Source organism: Rhizobium sp. WW_1 (genome assembly GCF_003610155.1).
Taxonomy (GTDB): Bacteria; Pseudomonadota; Alphaproteobacteria; order Rhizobiales; family Rhizobiaceae; genus Rhizobium; species Rhizobium tropici_A.
Map to the genome: position 1 here is coordinate 849,325 of NZ_RAIN01000001.1, position 19,286 is coordinate 868,610.

Annotated in this window: 20 protein-coding genes and 1 tRNA gene; 5 read left to right on the forward strand and 16 right to left on the reverse strand. The window is 60.4% G+C overall.

Going from position 1 to position 19,286, the window contains the following annotated elements:
* Window positions 1-15: 15 nt before the first annotated feature.
* From BJ928_RS04025 to BJ928_RS04070, 9 genes are all read right to left on the reverse strand, one after another.
* A complete protein-coding gene (locus BJ928_RS04025; RefSeq protein WP_047627968.1) occupies window positions 16-543 on the reverse strand; it encodes a gluconokinase in 528 nt (175 codons plus the stop codon).
* 72 nt (window positions 544-615) lie between these two features.
* Complete coding sequence (locus BJ928_RS04030; RefSeq protein WP_047627969.1) at window positions 616-1,569, reverse strand: peptide ABC transporter ATP-binding protein; 954 nt, start codon at window positions 1,567-1,569, stop codon at window positions 616-618.
* The gene (locus BJ928_RS04035; RefSeq protein ID WP_047627970.1) at window positions 1,566-2,582 is read right to left on the reverse strand and encodes an ABC transporter ATP-binding protein; all 1,017 of its coding nucleotides are present in this window, start codon (window positions 2,580-2,582) and stop codon (window positions 1,566-1,568) included. Before BJ928_RS04035 ends, BJ928_RS04030 begins: the two co-directional genes overlap by 4 nt.
* Window positions 2,582-3,475 (reverse strand): ABC transporter permease subunit, encoded by an 894-nt coding sequence (locus BJ928_RS04040; protein WP_047627972.1) that lies wholly within the window; start codon window positions 3,473-3,475, stop codon window positions 2,582-2,584. Before BJ928_RS04040 ends, BJ928_RS04035 begins: the two co-directional genes overlap by 1 nt.
* Before the next feature lie 9 nt (window positions 3,476-3,484).
* A complete protein-coding gene (locus BJ928_RS04045; RefSeq protein ID WP_047627974.1) occupies window positions 3,485-4,489 on the reverse strand; it encodes an ABC transporter permease subunit in 1,005 nt (334 codons plus the stop codon).
* A gap of 89 nt (window positions 4,490-4,578) precedes the next feature.
* Window positions 4,579-6,174, reverse strand: coding sequence for an ABC transporter substrate-binding protein (locus BJ928_RS04050; protein ID WP_047627975.1), 1,596 nt, complete (start codon window positions 6,172-6,174; stop codon window positions 4,579-4,581).
* A 343-nt stretch (window positions 6,175-6,517) separates the two neighbouring features.
* The gene (gene rirA, locus BJ928_RS04060) at window positions 6,518-7,006 is read right to left on the reverse strand and encodes an iron-responsive transcriptional regulator RirA (protein ID WP_047627977.1); all 489 of its coding nucleotides are present in this window, start codon (window positions 7,004-7,006) and stop codon (window positions 6,518-6,520) included.
* A gap of 155 nt (window positions 7,007-7,161) precedes the next feature.
* Window positions 7,162-7,509 (reverse strand): glyoxalase/bleomycin resistance/extradiol dioxygenase family protein, encoded by a 348-nt coding sequence (locus BJ928_RS04065; protein ID WP_047627979.1) that lies wholly within the window; start codon window positions 7,507-7,509, stop codon window positions 7,162-7,164.
* A gap of 140 nt (window positions 7,510-7,649) precedes the next feature.
* Window positions 7,650-9,146: a CoA-acylating methylmalonate-semialdehyde dehydrogenase gene (locus BJ928_RS04070; RefSeq protein ID WP_047627981.1), complete on the reverse strand. Its 1,497-nt coding sequence runs from the start codon at window positions 9,144-9,146 to the stop codon at window positions 7,650-7,652.
* A gap of 140 nt (window positions 9,147-9,286) precedes the next feature.
* Between BJ928_RS04070 and BJ928_RS04075 the strand changes: the two genes are divergently transcribed.
* Window positions 9,287-10,168, forward strand: coding sequence for a LysR family transcriptional regulator (locus BJ928_RS04075; RefSeq protein ID WP_047627982.1), 882 nt, complete (start codon window positions 9,287-9,289; stop codon window positions 10,166-10,168).
* Window positions 10,169-10,209: 41 nt separating this feature from the next.
* Here the strand turns inward: BJ928_RS04075 and BJ928_RS04080 are convergent, their stop codons facing one another.
* The gene (locus tag BJ928_RS04080; protein WP_047627984.1) at window positions 10,210-10,857 is read right to left on the reverse strand and encodes a hypothetical protein; all 648 of its coding nucleotides are present in this window, start codon (window positions 10,855-10,857) and stop codon (window positions 10,210-10,212) included.
* Between BJ928_RS04080 and BJ928_RS38705 the strand changes: the two genes are divergently transcribed.
* A complete protein-coding gene (locus tag BJ928_RS38705) occupies window positions 10,784-10,975 on the forward strand; it encodes a hypothetical protein (RefSeq protein WP_183079360.1) in 192 nt (63 codons plus the stop codon). The genes BJ928_RS04080 and BJ928_RS38705 overlap by 74 nt on opposite strands.
* On the opposite strand, the gene BJ928_RS39275 is transcribed toward BJ928_RS38705, so the two are convergent.
* On the reverse strand, window positions 10,944-11,144 hold the full coding sequence (locus tag BJ928_RS39275) for a hypothetical protein (protein WP_052227493.1): 201 nt from the start codon (window positions 11,142-11,144) through the stop codon (window positions 10,944-10,946). The genes BJ928_RS38705 and BJ928_RS39275 overlap by 32 nt on opposite strands.
* Window positions 11,145-11,329: 185 nt before the next feature.
* Here BJ928_RS39275 and BJ928_RS38710 point away from each other — a divergent pair, with 185 nt between their 5' ends.
* Window positions 11,330-11,479 (forward strand): hypothetical protein, encoded by a 150-nt coding sequence (locus tag BJ928_RS38710; protein WP_156151429.1) that lies wholly within the window; start codon window positions 11,330-11,332, stop codon window positions 11,477-11,479.
* A gap of 52 nt (window positions 11,480-11,531) precedes the next feature.
* Here BJ928_RS38710 and BJ928_RS04090 read toward each other — a convergent pair.
* Together BJ928_RS04090 and BJ928_RS04095 are read right to left on the reverse strand one after the other, a co-directional pair.
* A tRNA-His gene (locus BJ928_RS04090) sits at window positions 11,532-11,608 on the reverse strand.
* 200 nt (window positions 11,609-11,808) lie between these two features.
* A complete protein-coding gene (locus BJ928_RS04095; protein WP_047627987.1) occupies window positions 11,809-12,255 on the reverse strand; it encodes a phasin in 447 nt (148 codons plus the stop codon).
* A gap of 222 nt (window positions 12,256-12,477) precedes the next feature.
* On the opposite strand from BJ928_RS04095, the gene BJ928_RS04100 reads away from it, so the two are divergent.
* Complete coding sequence (locus tag BJ928_RS04100) at window positions 12,478-16,107, forward strand: ATP-binding protein (protein ID WP_047627988.1); 3,630 nt, start codon at window positions 12,478-12,480, stop codon at window positions 16,105-16,107.
* A gap of 18 nt (window positions 16,108-16,125) precedes the next feature.
* Here BJ928_RS04100 and BJ928_RS04105 read toward each other — a convergent pair whose 3' ends face one another.
* Window positions 16,126-16,524, reverse strand: a complete 399-nt coding sequence (locus tag BJ928_RS04105; protein ID WP_047627989.1) for a GFA family protein — start codon at window positions 16,522-16,524, stop codon at window positions 16,126-16,128.
* A 172-nt stretch (window positions 16,525-16,696) separates the two neighbouring features.
* Complete coding sequence (locus BJ928_RS04110; protein WP_047628789.1) at window positions 16,697-17,587, reverse strand: LysR family transcriptional regulator; 891 nt, start codon at window positions 17,585-17,587, stop codon at window positions 16,697-16,699.
* 180 nt (window positions 17,588-17,767) lie between these two features.
* On the opposite strand from BJ928_RS04110, the gene BJ928_RS04115 reads away from it, so the two are divergent.
* Entirely contained in the window at window positions 17,768-18,664 is an 897-nt protein-coding gene (locus tag BJ928_RS04115) for a DMT family transporter (RefSeq protein WP_047628790.1), read from the forward strand.
* Between the two features lie 43 nt (window positions 18,665-18,707).
* Here BJ928_RS04115 and BJ928_RS04120 read toward each other — a convergent pair whose 3' ends face one another.
* Complete coding sequence (locus BJ928_RS04120) at window positions 18,708-19,262, reverse strand: ankyrin repeat domain-containing protein (RefSeq protein ID WP_052227473.1); 555 nt, start codon at window positions 19,260-19,262, stop codon at window positions 18,708-18,710.
* Window positions 19,263-19,286: the final 24 nt, after the last annotated feature.

Here is a 19,286-nt window from a genome sequence, read left to right on the forward strand (position 1 = left end):
CTTCCTGGAATTGCCTCAGAGAATAGCCTTGAGGCTTCTGACCGAGGTGTCGACGATCTCCTCGATCGTGGCGTCGATGTCTACGGTGACGACACCGGGTTCGCCCGTCGGCACTTCCAGCGTCTGGAGCTGGCTTTCGAGCAGCGACGCCGGCATGAAATGGCCCTTGCGCTCGCCCATGCGCTTGGTCAGCAACTCCTTGGAGCCGTCGAGATAGATGAAATAGAGATGGCCGCCGGCCGATGCCCGCAGGCGCTCGCGATAGACGCGCTTCAGTGCCGAGCAGGAAACGGCAATGCCTTCGCCCTTGGCAAGGCTTGCCGCGATCACCGCGCCAATCTTTTCCAGCCAGGGCCAGCGATCCTCATCCGTCAGCGGAATGCCCTTGCTCATCTTTTCGACATTGGCGGCCGGATGCAGCGCATCGCCTTCGATGAAATGGACGCCGAGCCGAGCCGCGACACCCTCGCCGATCGAGGATTTGCCGCTGCCGCTCACGCCCATGACGATGATGGCAAGGGGGGCATCTTGGTTATCGTGCATAGGCCCGTCCGAAATGATTGATTTCAAATCGGGCACGGCCGCTTTTCAGCCATGCCCGATTCGCAACTTGGATCAATCCAGCGGAAAGAAACAGGAAAATTTATGCGTTTCCTCGCCCGCCAGTTCCGGTTCGACCTGGCGACACTTGTCCTGGGCCCGCCAGCAGCGCGGATTGAAGTGACATCCCTTCGGCGGGTTGAGCGGCGACGGCAGCTCACCCTGCAGGCGGATACGGTTCTTCTCGCGCTCCGGATCGGCGATCGGCGTCGCCGACAGAAGGGCTGCCGTATAGGGATGACGCGGGCGGGTGAAGACCTCTTCGGCCGTGCCGGTTTCCACCGGGCGCCCGAGATACATCACCATCACGTCGTCGGCGATGTGGCGAACGACGGAGAGGCCGTGCGAAATGAAGAGATAGGCAAGACCCATCTCCTTCTGCAGGTCCATCAAGAGGTTCAGCACCTGCGCCTGGATCGACAGATCGAGCGCGGAGACCGGCTCGTCGAGAACAAGTACCTTCGGCCTGAGCATCAGGGCGCGCGCAATGGCGATACGCTGGCGCTGACCGCCGGAGAACATGTGCGGATAGCGATCGTAATGTTCCGGCCGCAAGCCGACGCGGGCCATCATCTCCTCGGCCTTGCGGCGGCGGGTGGCGGCATCGTCATCGGTGTTGATCTTCAGCGGCTCTTCCAGAATGGAACCGACCTTCTGGCGCGGGTTGAGCGAGCCGTATGGATTCTGGAACACGATCTGCACGGCGCCGCGCAGGCTGCGGTCGCCGAGCTTGGCGGGCTTGCCATCGATCAGCAATTCGCCAGCCGTCGGGTTTTCGATCATCGTCACCAGGCGGGCGAGCGTCGACTTGCCGCAACCGGATTCACCCACGACGGCGAGCGTGCGGCCCGACTGCAGGCTGAAGCTGACGCCGTTCAATGCCTTGACGGTCGCCTCCGGTTTGAAGCTGCCGCGCTTGACGGTGTAGAAGCGGGCGAGATCGCGCCCTTCGAGAACAGCGCCGGTCATGCGGCACCTCCTGCTTGTTGCGCGGCGGCGATGCCGGGATGTCCGAGCGGCTTGCCATGTTCCAGCGGATAGTTGCAAAGGGTGAGGCCGAGTTCGCCGCCCTGGCGCTTGACGCCCTTGTCGCATTCCGGGGTTGCGAAGGAGCAGCGCGGCGCAAAAAGACAGCCGGTCGGACGATCGTGCTGGCCGGGAACGACGCCGGCAATCGACGGCAGGCGTTCGCCGACTTCGGCGCGCTCGGGCAGAGCCGAGAGAAGTGCCGCCGTATAGGGATGATGCGGATCGCGGAACAGCTCCTTGACCGGCTGCTCCTCGACCTTCTGGCCGGCATACTGCACCTGCACGCGCTCCGCCGTTTCGGCAACGACGCCCATGTCATGGGTGATGAGCACGAGCGCCATGCCCTGCTCCTGCTGCAGACGCACGAGCAGATCGAGGATCTGCGCCTGGATCGTCACGTCGAGCGCGGTCGTCGGCTCGTCGGCGATCAGCAGTTTCGGATTGCAGGCGAGCGCCATGGCGATCATGACGCGCTGGCTCATGCCGCCGGACATCTGATGCGGGAAGTTCGACAGGCGATCTTCCGGTGCGGGAATGCCGACGAGCTTCAGAAGCTCGATCGAGCGTTCGCGGCGTGCCTTGCGGTCGAGACCCATGTGGATGCGTAGGGTTTCGCCGAGCTGGAAGCCGACCGTGAAGCACGGATTGAGGCTGGACATCGGCTCCTGGAAGATCATCGCCATGTCCTTGCCGATGATCTTGCGGCGCTGGCGGGCGGAGATGCTGCGAAGGTCCTTGCCGTCGAACATCATGCGGTCGGCAGTGATCTTCGCCGTCCAGGGCAGCAGGCCCATCATGGCAAGCATGGAGACCGACTTGCCGGAACCGGATTCACCGACGATCGACAGGATTTCGCCCTTGTCGCATTTCAGCGAGACGCCATCGACCGCCCGGAACAGGCCGGACGAGGTCTGGAATTCGACGGATAGGTTGGAGATATCGAGGAGTGCCATTACGACCTCTTCAGCTTCGGGTCGAAGGCATCGCGCAGGCCGTCGCCCATCAAATTGATGGCGAGAACCGTAATCAGGATACAGAGACCGGGGAAAGTGACGAGCCAAGGATTGCTCAGGAAGAATTCACGCGAGTCCGCGAGCATCGTGCCCCATTCCGCCGTTGGCGGCTGCGCGCCCTGGCCGAGGAAGCCGAGAGCGGCGGCATCCAGAATCGCCGACGAGAAGGAGAGCGTCGTCTGGACGATCAACGGCCCAAGACAGTTGGGCAGGATCGTCTTGAACATCAGCCGCAACGAACCAGCGCCTGCAACACGCGAGGCGACGACATATTCCTTGTCGCGCTCGGCCATGACGGAGGCGCGGGTCAGGCGAACGAAATGCGGCTGGTAGGTGATGGCGATGGCTATCATCGCATTCGTCAGACCAGCCCCGAGGATCGCGACCAGCACCAAGGCCAGCAGCAGCGAGGGAACGGCGAGGATAATATCCATGACGCGCATGATGATCGTGTCCGTGTAGCCACGAACATAGCCGGCAACGAGACCGATCAAGACGCCGGCGGCTGCGGAAACCGAAGCGACCACAAGGCCGATGAATAGCGAATACCGCGTGCCGTAGATGAGGCGCGACAGCAAATCGCGGCCAATGGCGTCCGTGCCGAGCAGGAAGCTGCTGTTGCCGCCCTCCGCCCAGACCGGCGGCAGGCGCTGCATGGTGCTGCCGTAGGCGGTGTCAGGATTGTGAGGTGCGACGATACTGGCGAAGATCGCCAGCAGGAGGACGAAGACGAAGATCGCAAGTCCGATGACGGCGCCCTTGTTGCGGGAAAAATAATACCAGAACTCCGCCAGAGCGGAAGGACGGTCGGTTTTGACGCTTACCGTGCTCATGGACCGCTCCTAGTGACGAATGCGTGGATTGATAAAGCCGTAGAGCAGGTCGACGGCGAGGTTGACGGACATGACGATGCCGGCGATCAGCAACAAGCCACCCTGCACCACCGGATAATCGCGCTTGGTGACCGCATCGATCATCCACTTGCCGATACCAGGCCAGGAGAAGATGCTTTCCGTCAGGATGGCGCCGCCAAGCAGCACGCCGGTCTGCAGACCGATCGTGGTGATGACGGGGATCATGGCGTTGCGCAGCGCATGCACGGAAACGACGCGCACCGGCGACAGGCCCTTGGAGCGGGCGGTGCGGACATAATCCTCGCCGAGCACTTCAAGCATGGCGGAGCGCGTCTGGCGGGCGATGACGGCAAGCGGGATGGTGCCGAGCACGATGGTCGGCAGAATCAGCGAATTGAGAGCGGACCAGAAGGCGCCCTTCTGTCCGGAGAGCAGGCTGTCGATCAGCATGAAACCGGTAATGGGCTTGAAGAAATAGATGAGGCCGATGCGGCCGGAAACCGGCGTCCAGTGCAGATAGCCGCTGAACAGAATGATCAGCAGCAGACCCCACCAGAAGATCGGCATGGAAAAGCCGACGAGGGCCACGCCCATGACGCTCTGGTCGAACCAGGTCCCTCGCTTGACGGCGGCGAAAACGCCGGCCGGGATGCCAAGACAGGCCGCGAGAATCATGGCGCAGAGCGACAGCTCCAGCGTTGCCGGAAAGAAGGTGAAGAAGTCGGTCAATACATCACGCTTCGTCGTGATCGAAGCGCCGAAATCACCGTGCAGGACGTTCCAGAGATATTTGCCGTACTGGACGACTATCGGCTGGTCGTAGCCGAGATCGTGCGAGATCTGCGCATGGCGTTCCGGCGACATGACGCGTTCGCCCGACAGCAGCATGACGGGATCGCCGGGAAGCAGGCGAATGAGCGAGAAGGCGACGATCGATACGCCGAGGAATGTCGGGATCAGCACCGCAAGGCGGCTGAAAAAAAATCGCAACATGACAGTTGTCCAAATTTTTCCGGCGGTCAGACAGGGTGTCTGACCGCCGGGTCGCCCGGTCCTGGCCGGGCATTCTTACAGATTTTTCGTTATTCGGCGATATCGACGCCGTCGAAGCGGTGAACGCCAACCGGGTCCTGATGGTAACCGGTAACATTCTTCGTCATCGGGACGAACTCTTCCGAATGGTCGATGGTCATCCAGGGTGCTTCGCGCTTGAAGACGACCTGAGCCTGTTCGTAGAGCTTGGTGCGCTCCTTGACGTCAGCCGTCTGCTTGGCCTTCTTCACCAGATCGTCGAATTCCTTGTTGCACCACTGTGCGCGGTTGTTGCCGCCGACGGCATCGCAGCCGAGCAGCGTGTCAAGGAAGTTGTCCGGATCGCCATTGTCACCGGTCCAGCCGAGGATGGCCGCACCATCGCGATCCTTGGCGGAGGAGAGCTTCAGGTACTGAGCCCAGTCATAGGTGACGATCTCGACCTTGACGCCGATCTTGGCGAGGTCCGCCTGCATCAGCTCGGCAGCGCGGCGTGCATTCAGCATGTACGGGCGCGACACCGGCATCGCCCAGATCTTCATGCTGAGATCCTTGACGCCAGCCTTTTCGAGCATCTTCTTGGCTTCTTCAGGATTGAAGGCGTCGTCCTTCACGTCCTTGTTGTAGGACCACATGGTCGGCGGGATCGGGTTGGTGGCAACCGTGGCCGAACCCTGGAAGACGGCATCGACGATGGCCTGCTTGTTGACGGCCATGTTGATGGCGCGACGGACTTCAGCCTTGTCGAACGGTGCAACCAGCGTGTTGTAAGCGAGGTAGGAAACGTTCAGGCCAGCCTGCTCGAGAACCTTGAGGTTCTTGTCGGCCTTCAGGTCCTTGATGTCGGCTGCGTTCGGGTAAGGCATGATGTTGCACTCGCCCGACTTCAGCTTCTGCGCGCGGACGGATGCATCCGGCGTGATCGCGAAGACGAGATCGTCGATCTTTTCCTTGCCCTTGAAGTAGGTCTCGTTGGCCTTGTAGCGGATGACGGCATCCGGCTGGTAGGCGACGAAGGTGAATGCGCCAGTGCCGAGCGGCTGCTGGTTCATCTGCTCCATCTTGCCGTCGGCCTGAAGCTTGTCGGCATATTCCTTCGACAGGATCGAGGCGAAGTCCATGGCCAGGTCGGCGAGGAAAGGAGCTTCCGGACGGTTCAGAACGAACTTGACGGTGAGGTCGTCAACCTTGTCGATCGACTTGATGAGCTTCGGGAAGCCCATGCCATCGGCGTATTCATAGGAGCCGCCGGCGACATACTTCGCCCACGGGCTATCCGTGCCAAGCTGACGGGTGATCGAGAAGATGACGTCATCGGCATTGAGGTCACGCGTCGGCGTGAAGAAATCGGTGGTCTGGAACTTCACGCCCTTGCGGAGCTTGAAGGTGTATTCCTTGCCGTCCGGAGACACGGTCCAGCTTTCAGCGAGGCCCGGCTCGATCTCGGTGCTGCCATGCTTGAATTCGACGAGGCGGCTATAGACCGTACGCGAGGAAGCGTCGAAGGTGTTGCCACCCGTATAGAGACCCGGATCGAAACCTTCCGGCGAGCTTTCAGAGCAATAGACAAGCGTTTTTGACCAGGCGGACGTTGCCATGACCGAAGCCAGGGCTGTCACTGCCAGCAGGACAGAAATCTTTTTCATGATATCGTTTCCCAGATTTGTTATTCTTTTGAAGCCGTGGACACCACCAGAGGTTCCCATCCGGATCGCGCCGATGGAACTTTATTTTAAGTTTGAAAGCAACAAGCGCCGCCTAAATTTTTTCCAAATCGTAGAGTTTGGAAATTTTCGGACGAAAAAACCTCTGGATTGGCAAGATTCTGGCAAATTTTTGCATCTTTTTGTCAGATTCAGAATGATTTGACGTTTTCTTCTCACAATCCGCAGACCCTGTATTGCCCGGATAGGAGGCAACACAAACGAAAATCCGCAGCTACCGGAGGTAACTGCGGATCGAAAATGCGATCGAATTTGCAGCGCGCAATCAGGCTGCAGGCGCGGAAACCGCCGGTTTCTTGGCAATCGCCTTATGATCGGCATCGGTGAGGCCAAGCAGGAAGTTGATCTGCGGACGCGCCTTGACCAGGTCGTCGATCGAATATTCTGTGAGAACGTCGAAGAAAGCGTTCAGCGCCTTGCGCAACGCCGAGTTGAGACCGCAACTATCGACCAGCGGGCACTCCACCACGCCATCCTCGAAGCATTCCGCCATGGCGAAGCTGTCTTCGGTGACGCGAACGACGTCGAACAGGCTGATATCGGTCGCGGGCTTGGCAAGCCGAACGCCGCCATTGCGGCCGCGCACGGTCTCGACGAGACCTGCCTTTGTCAGCGGCTGCAGGATCTTGAAGAGAAACAGCTCGGAAACGCTGTACGCCCTCGCGATTTCCGGGATTCGGCTCAGATGGCCATCATTGGCGGCGCAATACATCAACATGCGCACTGCGTAATTAGTCTGCTTCGTCAAGCGCATGCCGATCTCCTGGAATCAAGGCTGCTTAGGGGCTGGACCCGTATATAGTGGCTTTCTCAGTTTTGAACAATTCCAAAATATGAAATTCATATTCACGTTATGTCGAAAGCCAGATCGTCCAGCCTTGCCAATGTCTGCCTTGCCCATGCCACGCTTTATGGCGCAGAGACCCAGACGGCCATTTCGCAGCCGCCCGGCTCACGAAAATGAAAACGCCGGCCGCCAGGAAAATCGAAGGCAGGGCGGGTGATGACGCCGCCGGCAAATTCGACGGCGCGTTGGGCCGCTTCGAGATCAGTGGTGCGCACGACGGGTAGAGGCGTACCGGCCGCCTCTCCCGCATCCCCGTCGATGCCGGCGTCTATTCCCGCCGCCTCGATGACATGGTAGGTCGGCCCATAGCTGACGAAGCTCCAGTCGAAGGCTTCCTCGAAGAAGCGGCGGGTCTTCAGCCCGTCCTTCGATGGAAATTCGAGATAGTCGATCTGATAGGTCACAGACATGGCGCGGCCCTCCAATTGTTCTTGTTTTGTTCTAGAGCAAAACAATGACACAAACAAGACCACTCTATCGAAAACGATCGTAACAAAAAACCGCCGCCCAGGATGTGCCGGGCGGCGGTCGATGTTACCGATGGTGGTGCTTACTTCATCGTCGGCATGACGAATTCGGCGCCATCCTTGATGCCGGACGGCCAGCGGGCGGTGATCGTCTTGGTGCGCGTCCAGAACTTGATCGAGTCCGTGCCGTGCTGGTTGAGATCGCCGAAGCTCGAAGCCTTCCAGCCGCCGAAGGAGTGGTAGGCGAGCGGAACCGGGATCGGAACGTTGACGCCGATCATGCCGATGTTGATACGCGAGGCGAAGTCGCGGGCCGCATCGCCGTCACGGGTGTAGATGGCGACGCCGTTGCCGTATTCGTGCTTCATCGGCAGTTCGAGGGCTTCCTCGTAGTTCTTGGCGCGAACGACCGAGAGAACCGGTCCGAAGATCTCGGTCTTGTAGATGTCCATGTCAGGCGTGACGTGGTCGAACAGCGTGCCGCCGACGAAATAGCCGTCTTCATAGCCTTGCAGCTTGAAGCCGCGGCCGTCGACGACCAGCTTGGCGCCTTCCTCAACACCACGATCGATCAGACCGTTGACGCGGTTATACGCATCCTTGGTGACGAGCGGACCCATATCGGCCTTCTCATCGGTGTAGGGGCCGATGCGCAGGGATTCGATCTTCGGCACCAGCTTCTCGACGAGGCGGTTTGCCGTCCCTTCGCCGACAGGAACCGCGACCGAGACTGCCATGCAGCGCTCGCCGGCCGAACCGTAGCCTGCGCCCATGAGGGCGTTGACGGCCTGATCCATGTCGGCGTCGGGCATGATGATCATGTGGTTCTTCGCGCCGCCGAAGCACTGGGCGCGCTTGCCGTTCATAGCAGCCGTGCCATAGACGTAGCGGGCGATCGGCGTGGAGCCGACGAAGGAAACGGCCGCGATATCCGGATCGGTCAGGATGGCGTCGACGGCGGTCTTGTCGCCATTGACGACGTTGAGGATGCCGGCAGGCAGGCCGGCTTCGATCAGGAGTTCGGCAAGGCGGATCGGCAGGGACGGATCACGCTCGGACGGCTTCAGGATGAAGGCGTTGCCGCAGGCGATCGCAGGCGCAAACATCCACATCGGGATCATGCCCGGGAAGTTGAACGGCGTGATGCCGGCGCCGACGCCAACGGGCTGGCGGATGGAGTACATGTCGATCGCCGGGCCGGCGCCTTCGGTGAACTCACCCTTCTGCAGGTGCGGAATGCCGCAGACGAATTCGCAGACTTCGAGGCCGCGGATGATATCGCCCTTGGAGTCTTCGACGGTCTTGCCATGCTCCGAGGAGAGCAGCGTCGCCAGCTCGTCCATGTTCTGGTTCAAGAGTTCGACGAACTTGAAGAAGACGCGGGCGCGGCGCTGCGGGTTGGTGGCGGCCCATTTCGGCTGCGCTGCCTTGGCGTTTTCGACGGCGGCGCGCAGTTCCTCTACGCTGGCGAGCGCGACCGTCGCCTGCACTTCGCCGGTTGCCGGATTGTAGACGTTGCTCGTGCGTCCGCTCGTGCCGGCGACGCGCTTGCCGCCGATGAAATGACCAATCTCACGCATGGATGTGCCTCCTCGTTTTCTTCGATGGTTACAGGATGGCACTTCAATTTGCACAAATCAATGAGCTGTTATAAGCAACCGTTGTGCAAAAATTAAAGTCCGTGCTGTGCAAAAGGGCGAATGCAAAGGGGAATGCGCCGATGGATTGGGACGATGTCCGCATGTTTCTGGCCGTGGCGCGCACCGGGCAGATCCTCGCCGCTTCCAAACGGCTCGGCGTCAACCACGCCACCCTCTCCCGCCGCGTGACCACGCTGGAGGAGCGATTGAAGACGCGTCTGCTGGTGCGGCGCACCAACGGCTGCGACCTGACGGCGGAGGGCGAGATCTTTCTGCATGCCGCCGAGCGCATGGAAACCGAAATGCTGCGGGCGCAGGCAAGTGTCGGCCATCTCGACAGTGCGATTACGGGCACGGTGCGGATCGGCGCACCCGATGGCTTCGGCGTTTCCTTCCTTGCGCCGCGGCTCGGGCGGCTGATTGCCCGCTATCCCGAGCTGCGCATCCAGCTCGTGCCCGTTCCCCGCTCCTTTTCTCTGTCGCAGCGCGAGGCCGACATCGCAATTACGCTCGAACGCCCCGAGCAGGGCCGTCTGGTCTCATCGAAGCTGACGGATTATACACTCGGGCTCTATGCATCGAAAACCTATCTGGAACAGGCCGGATTGCCCGACAGCGTCGAGGCGCTGAAGCTGCATCCGCGCGTCGGCTATGTCGAAGACCTGATCTTTACCGCCTCGCTGAATTTCTCCGGCGAGATCATGCGCAGCTGGGACGCGTCTTTCGAGATCTCCACCGCTATCGGCCAGACGGAAGCGGTCCGCTCCGGCGCAGGCGTCGGCATCCTGCACGATTACATCGCCAGGCAGTTTCCGGAGCTGACCCGCATCCTGCCCGATGTCGCCATCAAGCGTGCCTACTGGACGACCTATCACGAAAGCGCCCGCGACCTGGTGCGCGTGCGCACCGTTGCGGATTTCCTGCAGGAGCTGGTCAGCGAGGAGCGGCGGATGTTTCTGTAATTATGACGAAAACCACCGACACCAATTATGGATGTTCTCAGCTATCGTGCCTGCACTTGGCCTAACATGGTGGACGTGCACTGTGAGAATTCAAGAGCGGTTTCAAGACCTTTCACACGTCGATCAATGTCATCGGTGGCACTGAGCTCTATGGGCAACCGTATATCACTCTTTCCGTCATTTTGATTGAAGGCGACAACTAGCTTTCTGCGCTTGATGGCATCCAATAGAATCTCCCCACTCGGCGACATTAGAAAAATAGCATCCAATCCACCAGGCGCTTCCGCTGGGGATGCCTTAACAAGACTTGCCAAGTTGGTGTTGAATGCGGAATCAACAAGAAAAACTCGCGAAGGCCGTGACGGCCGCATCTTTCCGGTGGACTTGTTAATAGACAAGACAATCAACCGAATGAATGCGCCGACATGCTTCTTTGGGCCCTCGCCGGTAAACATACCGACCGATCCGCCGACTTTCAGATATTTACGTTCATCGGTCGTCGTGTCTTCAATAATCCCGTCAAAGGCAATTTGGCACGCCGTCAGCATGCCGTTGGCCATGATCGGCTCGCTCGATACATCGAGCTTTCCTGCCGCTTTCTCCAGAAACTTTTCCATGTCTGTTGCTTCAGCCGAAGATGAAAACATCGCCAAGGCAATACCAATTATGCCCGCTGTCCCAAACCGCATCCAATCCCCCTCATTTGCGGAAAATGATGAGCTTTTTGCTCAACCGTCACAAGGGGAAATAACAACTTTTGACTGTACAACCAACATCATCTGGGCCGAAAATATCGGAACCATTTAGTCGAAAGTACAACCGCATGCTTTGGCGGCTCATCGTTCTCGTCGGGATTGGGAACGGGAACCTCGTCCGGTAACCTGTCCGGCTCGGGTTCTTCGATCGGCGGCCTCGGCGTCCAGCCGGGTTCCGGCATCGGAGGCGACTCGGGGATCGGCTCGTTCGGTACGGACATGCCCGCTCCTTTCGTCTCGTTGCTGATACGAAGAGAACGATGAGCGATACGGACAGTTCCGAGATAAATTTCGAAAGGCGATTGCCGCACGCCCGTATCTGCCCTCAACATCAGACCCTCCACCCTCGCTGCTGGACAAAGACCGGACAAAGCCTAGTATTTCAGACAGAGATCAGGGAGCCAGGATGATGAGTGACAAGAAGCAGCAGAAACCCAGCGAAAAGGAACACAAGGAACAGGACGATTATCTGGAAGAAGCGCTGGAAGAGACGTTTCCGGCAAGCGATCCGATATCGCCCGGCCACGTATCGAAGAAGCCTGAAGACAAGAAATGAGCCCGCGAGGCCAAAGGCGACGGTATCTTCTACGAAAAGATCTGGGAAAGAATGGTACGGTTGGGGGGTCTCGAACCTCCGACCTCAGGTGCCACAAACCTGCGCTCTAACCAACTGAGCTACAACCGCACTTGCTCGCGTCGCCGCGAACGGGGGTGACATACGAGGACTTTGAAATTATTTCAAGTCCTATCTCCCCGCAATATAAAAAAGCTTTGCAGATATCCAACGCGATGTGCTGCCGCGTGTGCGCCGGATATGAAAAATCCCGCCCCAGGCTTTCATCCGGGAGCGGAACGTTCATGCCTTGGGAGGCGTATCGAAAGCGATTAGGCCTTGAAGGAGGACATTGCCTTTTCAGCGGCGTCCTTGGCAGGCTTTGCCAGCTTTTCGGCAACCTTCTTGGTGGTGTCCTGAATGGACTTGGCCTGCTCGACGGTGACTTCGGCCTGCTTGCGGATGAAAGCGGTCTGAAGTTCGAAGAGTTCGGCAACGGACTTGACGCGAAGCAGGGCTTCCATGTGAGCCAGCGAGCTTTCGGCATTGGTGCGCAGCACGTCGATGGCCTTGAGGCCGATTTCGACGGAACCAGCCTGTGCGGTCTGCACGGTTGCTTCAACCGTCTTGCCGGCTTCTTCAGTGGCGGCCTTCAGCTTGGCGAAGGCTTCCTTGGACTGCGCAGCGCCCTTTTCCGCGAAGTCGCGGAAGGATTCGGAGAACTTGGACGGATCGAATGCAGCCGTTGAAAAAACGTCGTCTTTCTTTACAGTAGCCATGATTACGCTCCTAAATGGGCCCTCTCTGAGGCGCCCTTCGTGAACCTGTGTGAGGCCTATATAATATAGAAGATTGTGCAGTGCAACATATTTGTGCGACGCACAACGCGTTAACCTTTCCGGCCGAAAGATGGGCCCTTCGCTGGACCGAAAAGCGGGGCGCCGTTATTAATAAACCGTTAAATCACGAGAGGCGGTCACGCCCGCAAAACAGGTTGGAAAATGCCCGCAATTCAATATCCGTTCATTGACATTGCCGTGCATCCGCGCGTTCGGGAGCGTTTCGCGCGCGGTGAAGCCATGGTCATGTTCTCGACCGGCATGGATCGCGTGCTCTGGGCCAATGGCGCAGGCGCCAACCTTTTCGGCTATGATGTCATTTACGATTTTGTCGAGCAGGGGCCGAAGTCCGGCGACGTCTCGTTCCGCCAGATCGAAGCGACGGCGCGCGGCCTCGGCGCGGTCGGCGACCAGCGCACCTTCCTGATCCGCATGGCCTCGGGCTTCCAACGCGCCGTCGTCAATGCGGCCGTCGAGCTCATCCGCATCCAGGCCGGCGAAGAGGCCGTGCTGTTTTCCTCCCCGGTCTCCTCGAAGCCGCTCACGGCAGCCGAGTGCGCCAAGCAAATGATCGACGGGTTCGACGATCCCGATACGCACATGGCTGTCATCGGCCGCGACGGCGAAATCGTTACCGCCTCCCACGGCTTCAGAACGCTCGACGTGACGCCGCAGACAGCGCGGATGCTGACGACCATGGCCGGCGCTCAACCGGACCGGCTCATCAAGCGGCCAATCCCGACGGGCCGCGGCTATCTGCCTGCCGCCATCGGCAAGCTCTCCGAGATTCCCGCCCTTCATCTGTTGTTTGTCGTCGAAACGGCGCTCGGCCATCTCGATCCGACAGGAAGCCTTGCCGGCCAGGGGCGCCCCGCTGCAGCCGTGGAGCCGCAGGCCGAGGAAACCCGCAAGGAGCTGGAAGCGGCGGCCGCGGAAGAGGAGCCGAAAGTCGCTCCAAACGCGCCCTCCGGCGAGGTCATCGATGCGGTGGCCGGCATCGAGGAGCTCGACGAAACGCCAGAATATCAGGCGGACGAGCAACAGGAGACAGCGCCTATCGTCCAAAACTCGGACGAACCCGGAGAAGAAGAAGCAGCCGACACACATGGCTCGCCCGGCAGCGAACCCGAGGTGGTGGCCGATATCGAGGCTCCAGCCACAGAGTCTCAGCCCGAAACGGTAACGGGCGAAGAGGACCACACAACCATAGAGACGACGGAGGCCGCGCCGCCTCGGCCGGAAGCTCCAGTCGCCATTGAAAATACTCCCACGCAAGGCTTCAGCTTCAAGCGAAACGGGCGCGCCACCCGCTTCGTCTGGAAGATCGATGCCGTCGGCAACTTCAGCGAGGTTTCCCGCGAATTCGCCGATGCCGTGGGACCGCATGCCGCCCAGATCGCCGGGACGGCCTTTGCCGATGTCGCCCGCCGTTTCAATCTCGATCCGGATGGCAAGATCGCCGAATTGCTGGCGCGGCGCGATACGTGGTCCGGCCGTACGATCTATTGGCCGGTAGAAGGCACGAGCCTGACCGTGCCGGTCGATCTCGCCGCCCTGCCTACCTATACGCGCAGCCGCGAATTCGACGGCTTCCGTGGTTTCGGTGTCGTCCGTCTGGCGGATGCCGTCGAAGATCCGATGAAGCGCGGCATGGCGCTTGGCGCGCATGAAGTTGATGACGCCGTCGCTGAAATGCCGACAGAAACGGAAGCTGCCTCGAACGAGCAGCCGGCTTCCGAAGCCGAGACGCCTCCGGCCATTGAAGAAATCGAAAGCCCAACGCAGGATACCACGGGAGCTGATGCGGCCCCGCGTTACGAACCCCCTGCCCTGCGGATTTCCGAGACGCCGGGCCGTCGGGAATCGGACAAGGTCGTTCGCCTGCACGAGCGCCGGACGTTGACGCAAGCTGCCCTGTCGCTCAGCGAGCAGGCCGCCTTCCGCGAGATCGCCCGCCAGCTGGAGCCTTTCGGCAAGCGCACGGAACCGCCGTCGGAACAGCCTCACGACGAGCGGCACGAAGAAGCTGCCGATATCACCCCGCAGCCGAATGCGGCCGACGAGATTCTCTCCGAAGCGGCAGATGGAAATGGCCACGCCGATGACGGTCAGCCAGTTGCGCCAAGCGCGGAAGAAAAAGCATCGACGCCGGTTGTGAAATTTATCGAGGCCTCAGACGAAAGCGGCCCGAAAGCAGGCGGCGAAGCTTCGCCGACATCGGCCGAGCCGGAAGAGGATTTCGATCCGCTCGATGTTCTGAGCAACAGCATCCCACCGCGCGTGAAGATGCGCTCCGGCCTGTCGCCCGATATCGTCGATCAGCTGCCGCTTGCCATCCTCGTTCATGCCGGCGACCGGCTGATCCATGGCAATCCTGAATTCCTGCGGCTGACCGGCTACGAGAACCTCGACGAGCTCGAACAGGTCGGCGGGCTGGATGCGCTGCTGCAGCGCAACGATCTCGAGGGCAAGACCGAGCAGCCCGGCACGATGATGGTCGTGCGCGCCGACGATGCGCTGGTGCCTGTTACGGCCCGGCTGCAATCGATCCGCTGGGACGACGGCACGGCCTTGATGCTGGCGCTGATGCCGGTGGAACGGAGCGAGCCGCCAACGCCGCCGCCGATCCCCGAAGAAGCCCGCCCCGAGCGCATCCTCGAAAAGGTCGCCAAGCTGCAGGTCGAAATCGAGGAACTGCGTTCGACTCTGGAGACGGCGACGGACGGCGTCATCATCATCGGCCAGGACGGCGAGATCCGTTCGATGAACCGCTCCGCGAGTGCTCTCTTCAACTATGACGATCAGGAAACGCGCGGCAAACCCTTCGTCATGCTGTTTGCGCATGAGAGCCAGAAGGCTGTGCTTGATTATCTCGGCGGACTCTCGGGCCATGGCGTTGCCAGCGTGCTCAACGACGGCCGCGAAGTGATCGGCCGCGAGGCCTCTGGCGGCTTCGTGCCGCTGTTCATGACCATGGGCCGGCTGAATTCCTCGAACGGCTACTGCGCTGTCATCCGCGACATCACGCAATGGAAGCGAACCGAGGAAGAGTTGCGCAATGCCAAGCGTGCCGCCGAAACCGCCAATGCGCACAAGACGGACTTCCTGGCCCGCGTCAGCCATGAAATCCGCACGCCGCTCAACGCCATCATCGGCTTTTCCGACATGATGGCCGGCGAGCGCTTCGGGCCGATCGGCCACTCGCGCTATGTCGAATATGCGACCGATATCGGCCGCTCCGGCCGGCATGTGCTCGATATCGTCAACGATCTCCTGGATATCTCCAAGATCGAAGCCGGCGAGATGGACCTGGATTTCGCCTCCGTCGGTCTTAACGAAGCGATCACCGAGGCGGTATCGCTGGTGCAGCCGCAGGCCAACAGCCAACGCGTCATCATCCGCACCGCTTTGTCGCAGGCCGTGCCGAATGTCGTCGCCGACCTGCGCTCCATCAAGCAGATCGCGCTGAACATCCTTGCGAATGCCATCCGTTTCACCCCGTCGGGCGGCCAGATCGTTGTATCGACAGCCTATGAAGGCAATGGCAGCGTCGTGATGCGCATCCGGGATACGGGCGTCGGCATGACGCGCTCGGAGCTGGAGCAGGCAATGAAGCCCTTCCGGCAGGTCTCCACCAACGCGCGCAAGCGCGGCGACGGCACGGGCCTCGGCCTGCCGCTGACCAAGGCGATGGTTGACGCCAACCGCGCGACCTTCTCGATCAATTCGGCCCCGAACGAGGGCACGCTGGTCGAGATCACCTTCCCCTCGCCGAGGGTGCTGGCCAACTGAGAAAACCTCGGCTCGCCGTCAAAACCAGAGGTCGCGCACACATCGACCGTCCGAAGGAAGATCTTCGAACGTGTCGAGCCCATCGAAGTGATCGATCGGCAGGTCGGCGACCAGATCCGGCGGCGCCAGTCGCAGATTGACGGCCATGCGCCGGCGGCCATCCCTTTGAAGCCGCAGGCCACGCCAGCTCAAGACGTTGGCGCAGGACGGGCAGAACAATATTTCGAGGGTCGGCTCCTTCTCCGCGCGGGCATAGGAGGCCGTCGATCCCGTTACGGAAATCCGCTCCCCTTCATAGTCATAGGCCCACAGCGCGCCATAGCGGCGACAGAGCGTGCAGTTGCAGGCGGTGATCGAGCCCGGATCGCCTTCGAGCGTCCAGCCTGATTTGCCGCAGTGACATGAGCCGATCAGCATGGGTAAGCCGCTCCATCCCGCTATCCGGTAGAAGAGGATACTCTGCCCCAATCGCGTAATGGCTGCAAACTTCCAGCAAGAACATCGGCTTTCTCTATCAAACATCACCGCATTCGATGGGATGCTGCCGGAACAGAGGCATCGATTCCCGATCGACAGAGGGCCGACCCGCTCAACTCGCCAGTGCCAGCCCTCCATAACGGCTGATCTCGCTCTCGATTTCTCCAACGAGCGTATCGAGCGCGGGATTTCTCACCTTGCGGCCGCGGCGCACCACATAGGCCAAGGCAGGTGGGGCCGGCAGGCCCTGGGTGATGATCTCCATGTCTGGCTGCAAATGACGGCCGTTAAGAAGCGCCACGCCCAAGCCCGCGCTGACAGCCGCGACAATCCCTGCCGAGCTGGTGCACTCAAATACGGTTTCAAGCACCGCACCGCCGTCCTGTCCGATGTCGAGCGCCCATCGGCGATAGAAGCATTCCTCGTCGAAGGAGAGGAACGGGACGGGTTCATCCAGCGGCAAGGACAGCTCGGGATGCTTGACCCAATGCAGCTGCTCGCGAAAAAGGACGACATCGGTCGGGCGGACCTCGTGGGCGAAGACCTGGATGATGGCCGCGTCGAGCTCTCCCCGCTCCAACATTCCCCGCAGGACGAGGCTCATGCGAACCTTGGTGCGTACGGAAACATTCGGATGCAGACGGCGGAAGCGCCCCAATATGCGGGCAAGATCGGTGCAGGTCGTATCCTCGGTCAGGCCGAGGGCGACGCGGCCGGCAAGCGACGTCTTCGACAGGCTCAGCAGCGCCTCGTCATGCAGGCCGAGGATACGCCCGGCATATTCGAGCAGATCGTCACCCGCTGCGGTGAATACCGGCGCTCCGGATTTGCGGCTGAGGAGATCGCAATCAAGGCTCGTCTCGAGCCTCTTGATCTTGTGGCTGACGGCGGATTGCGACAGGCCGAGGGCTTCCGCCGCGCGGGTGATGCCGCCGTGATGGCGGATTGCCCATAGCGCGCGCAGGGCATCGATTTCCAGGCGTCGGCTGTTGAATTCGGTCATGGCAAACTCGGCTTCGGCTAGAGTGGTCGTCGTCCGAAAAGAATGCATGTTCCGGCGACATCTGGCAAATCGTCATGAGCTATACGACTGAAATGTCATGCTGCAATCGATATTTGTCATGTGTATTCGAGCCTGCTCTCGCTTATGGCTGGCCGTGAAAGCCATTCGATCGAGACCATGATGACGGACCAAAGCCTAGCGCAGCCAGCGCCAAACGAACGCCGCTTCCTTTGGCCCGTAATGGCCGTGATCCTGATCCTCAGCTGGAGTTCCGGCTTCATCGGCATCCGTTATGCCAGCCAGGAGGCGAGCGTCATGCTGGTCCTGTTCTGGCGGACACTTCTGTCGGGCCTGATCCTGCTGCCTTTTGCTCTGGCGATCGGGCCGAGAATGCGGATGCGCGCAATCGGGCAGCAAATGCTGTTCGGCGTCATGTCGGTTTTCCTCTATCTCGGCGGGTTTGCGCTTGCGATCGAACAGCGGGTGCCGACGGGGCTGGTGGCGCTGATTTCCGATCTGCTGCCGCTCGCGATTGCGGCTCTCTCCCAACCGGTCCTGGGGGAGCGGCTGAGCCGGCGCCAATGGCTGGGAACGGCAATCGCGGTCGCAGGCGTGCTGATCGTATCGCTTGATAGCCTCAGCTTCGGTGCGGCTCCGATCTGGGCCTATGGATTGACTGTCGGTTCCATGCTGATCTTTGCCTTCGCATCGGTGCTGCACAAGCGGCAGCGAACAGGGCATATGCCCGTTCATCAAAGCCTCTGCATCCATACCCTGACCGCTTCGGTGCTGTTCGGCATCTGCGCGATGATGCAGGGTGATATCGCCCCGCCGATGACGCGGGGCTTCGCGATCGGCGTCATATGGCTGATCCTGTTCGCAACCTTCGTCGCCTATTCGGTCTACTATACCAGCCTGCGCCTCTTCCCGGTGGCGCAGGTCAGCGCCGCCATCTATCTCAGCCCGCCCGTGACCATGCTATGGGCCTGGGCGCTGTTTTCCGAACCATTGACGACAGCGATGTTCGTCGGATTGGCGGTAACGCTGGTGGGGGTGTGGCTGACATCTCGCAGATGAGGCGGCCGACGCAGCTCCTCATAACTGCGATCCGCCCACAACATCAGTCTTTGGCGCCGCTCTTCAACAGTAGGTCGATAAGCTCCTCATCGCCGCTTTCCCGCGCAATGAAAAGGGCCGTCTTGCCTTTGTCATCCTTGGCATTCGGATCTGCGCCGTGTGCAAGCAGGGCCTCGACCACGTCGGGGCCATTTTGCTTTTCGCTCGCCTGCATGATCAAAGGCGTTCGGCCATTCTTGTCACGCGCCTCGATCTGAGCGCCCTTTCTGATCAGGACATCCACGGCATCCGGATCGGTGATGATGTGGAGAATCGTGACGCCGTCTTCGTTCTTCGCATTGATATCGGCTCCATTGGCGAGCAGGAGATCAAGAATTTCTGGCTCGAAATACATGTCGAGAAGGTGGATGGGTTGGAATTTGTACTGATCGGCTGAAGTCGCTAGAGCCGGATCGCTCGCAAGCATCGTTCTGACTGCCGCGATATCCCCGATATGCACGGCATCATGAAATTTCTTGATCAGATTAGCGTCCATTGCCGCCGCCGAACTGAGGGAAAGTCCAAGCGCCGCAATCACGCGCACAAAAAATCGGTACATTGCCCCTCCAGCCCCCGCGGCGCA

Bases quoted from the DNA above. Each gene is read 5' to 3' on its own strand.
- BJ928_RS04045 (WP_047627974.1), bottom strand. From the start codon at position 4,489: ATGTTGCGATTTTTTTTCAGCCGCCTTGCGGTGCTGATCCCGACATTC.
- BJ928_RS04110 (WP_047628789.1), bottom strand. From the start codon at position 17,587: ATGACCGAATTCAACAGCCGACGCCTGGAAATCGATGCCCTGCGCGCG.
- BJ928_RS04080 (WP_047627984.1), bottom strand. From the start codon at position 10,857: ATGCGGTTTGGGACAGCGGGCATAATTGGTATTGCCTTGGCGATGTTT.
- BJ928_RS04065 (WP_047627979.1), bottom strand. From the start codon at position 7,509: ATGTCTGTGACCTATCAGATCGACTATCTCGAATTTCCATCGAAGGAC.
- BJ928_RS04030 (WP_047627969.1), bottom strand. From the start codon at position 1,569: ATGACCGGCGCTGTTCTCGAAGGGCGCGATCTCGCCCGCTTCTACACC.
- BJ928_RS38705 (WP_183079360.1), top strand. From the start codon at position 10,784: ATGTCTGTTGCTTCAGCCGAAGATGAAAACATCGCCAAGGCAATACCA.
- BJ928_RS04035 (WP_047627970.1), bottom strand. From the start codon at position 2,582: ATGGCACTCCTCGATATCTCCAACCTATCCGTCGAATTCCAGACCTCG.
- BJ928_RS38710 (WP_156151429.1), top strand. From the start codon at position 11,330: ATGATGAGTGACAAGAAGCAGCAGAAACCCAGCGAAAAGGAACACAAG.
- BJ928_RS04025 (WP_047627968.1), bottom strand. From the start codon at position 543: ATGCACGATAACCAAGATGCCCCCCTTGCCATCATCGTCATGGGCGTG.
- BJ928_RS04100 (WP_047627988.1), top strand. From the start codon at position 12,478: ATGCCCGCAATTCAATATCCGTTCATTGACATTGCCGTGCATCCGCGC.
- BJ928_RS04040 (WP_047627972.1), bottom strand. From the start codon at position 3,475: ATGAGCACGGTAAGCGTCAAAACCGACCGTCCTTCCGCTCTGGCGGAG.
- BJ928_RS39275 (WP_052227493.1), bottom strand. From the start codon at position 11,144: ATGTCCGTACCGAACGAGCCGATCCCCGAGTCGCCTCCGATGCCGGAA.
- BJ928_RS04115 (WP_047628790.1), top strand. From the start codon at position 17,768: ATGACGGACCAAAGCCTAGCGCAGCCAGCGCCAAACGAACGCCGCTTC.
- BJ928_RS04095 (WP_047627987.1), bottom strand. From the start codon at position 12,255: ATGGCTACTGTAAAGAAAGACGACGTTTTTTCAACGGCTGCATTCGAT.
- BJ928_RS04120 (WP_052227473.1), bottom strand. From the start codon at position 19,262: ATGTACCGATTTTTTGTGCGCGTGATTGCGGCGCTTGGACTTTCCCTC.
- BJ928_RS04075 (WP_047627982.1), top strand. From the start codon at position 9,287: ATGGATTGGGACGATGTCCGCATGTTTCTGGCCGTGGCGCGCACCGGG.
- BJ928_RS04070 (WP_047627981.1), bottom strand. From the start codon at position 9,146: ATGCGTGAGATTGGTCATTTCATCGGCGGCAAGCGCGTCGCCGGCACG.
- rirA (WP_047627977.1), bottom strand. From the start codon at position 7,006: ATGCGCTTGACGAAGCAGACTAATTACGCAGTGCGCATGTTGATGTAT.
- BJ928_RS04105 (WP_047627989.1), bottom strand. From the start codon at position 16,524: ATGCTGATCGGCTCATGTCACTGCGGCAAATCAGGCTGGACGCTCGAA.
- BJ928_RS04050 (WP_047627975.1), bottom strand. From the start codon at position 6,174: ATGAAAAAGATTTCTGTCCTGCTGGCAGTGACAGCCCTGGCTTCGGTC.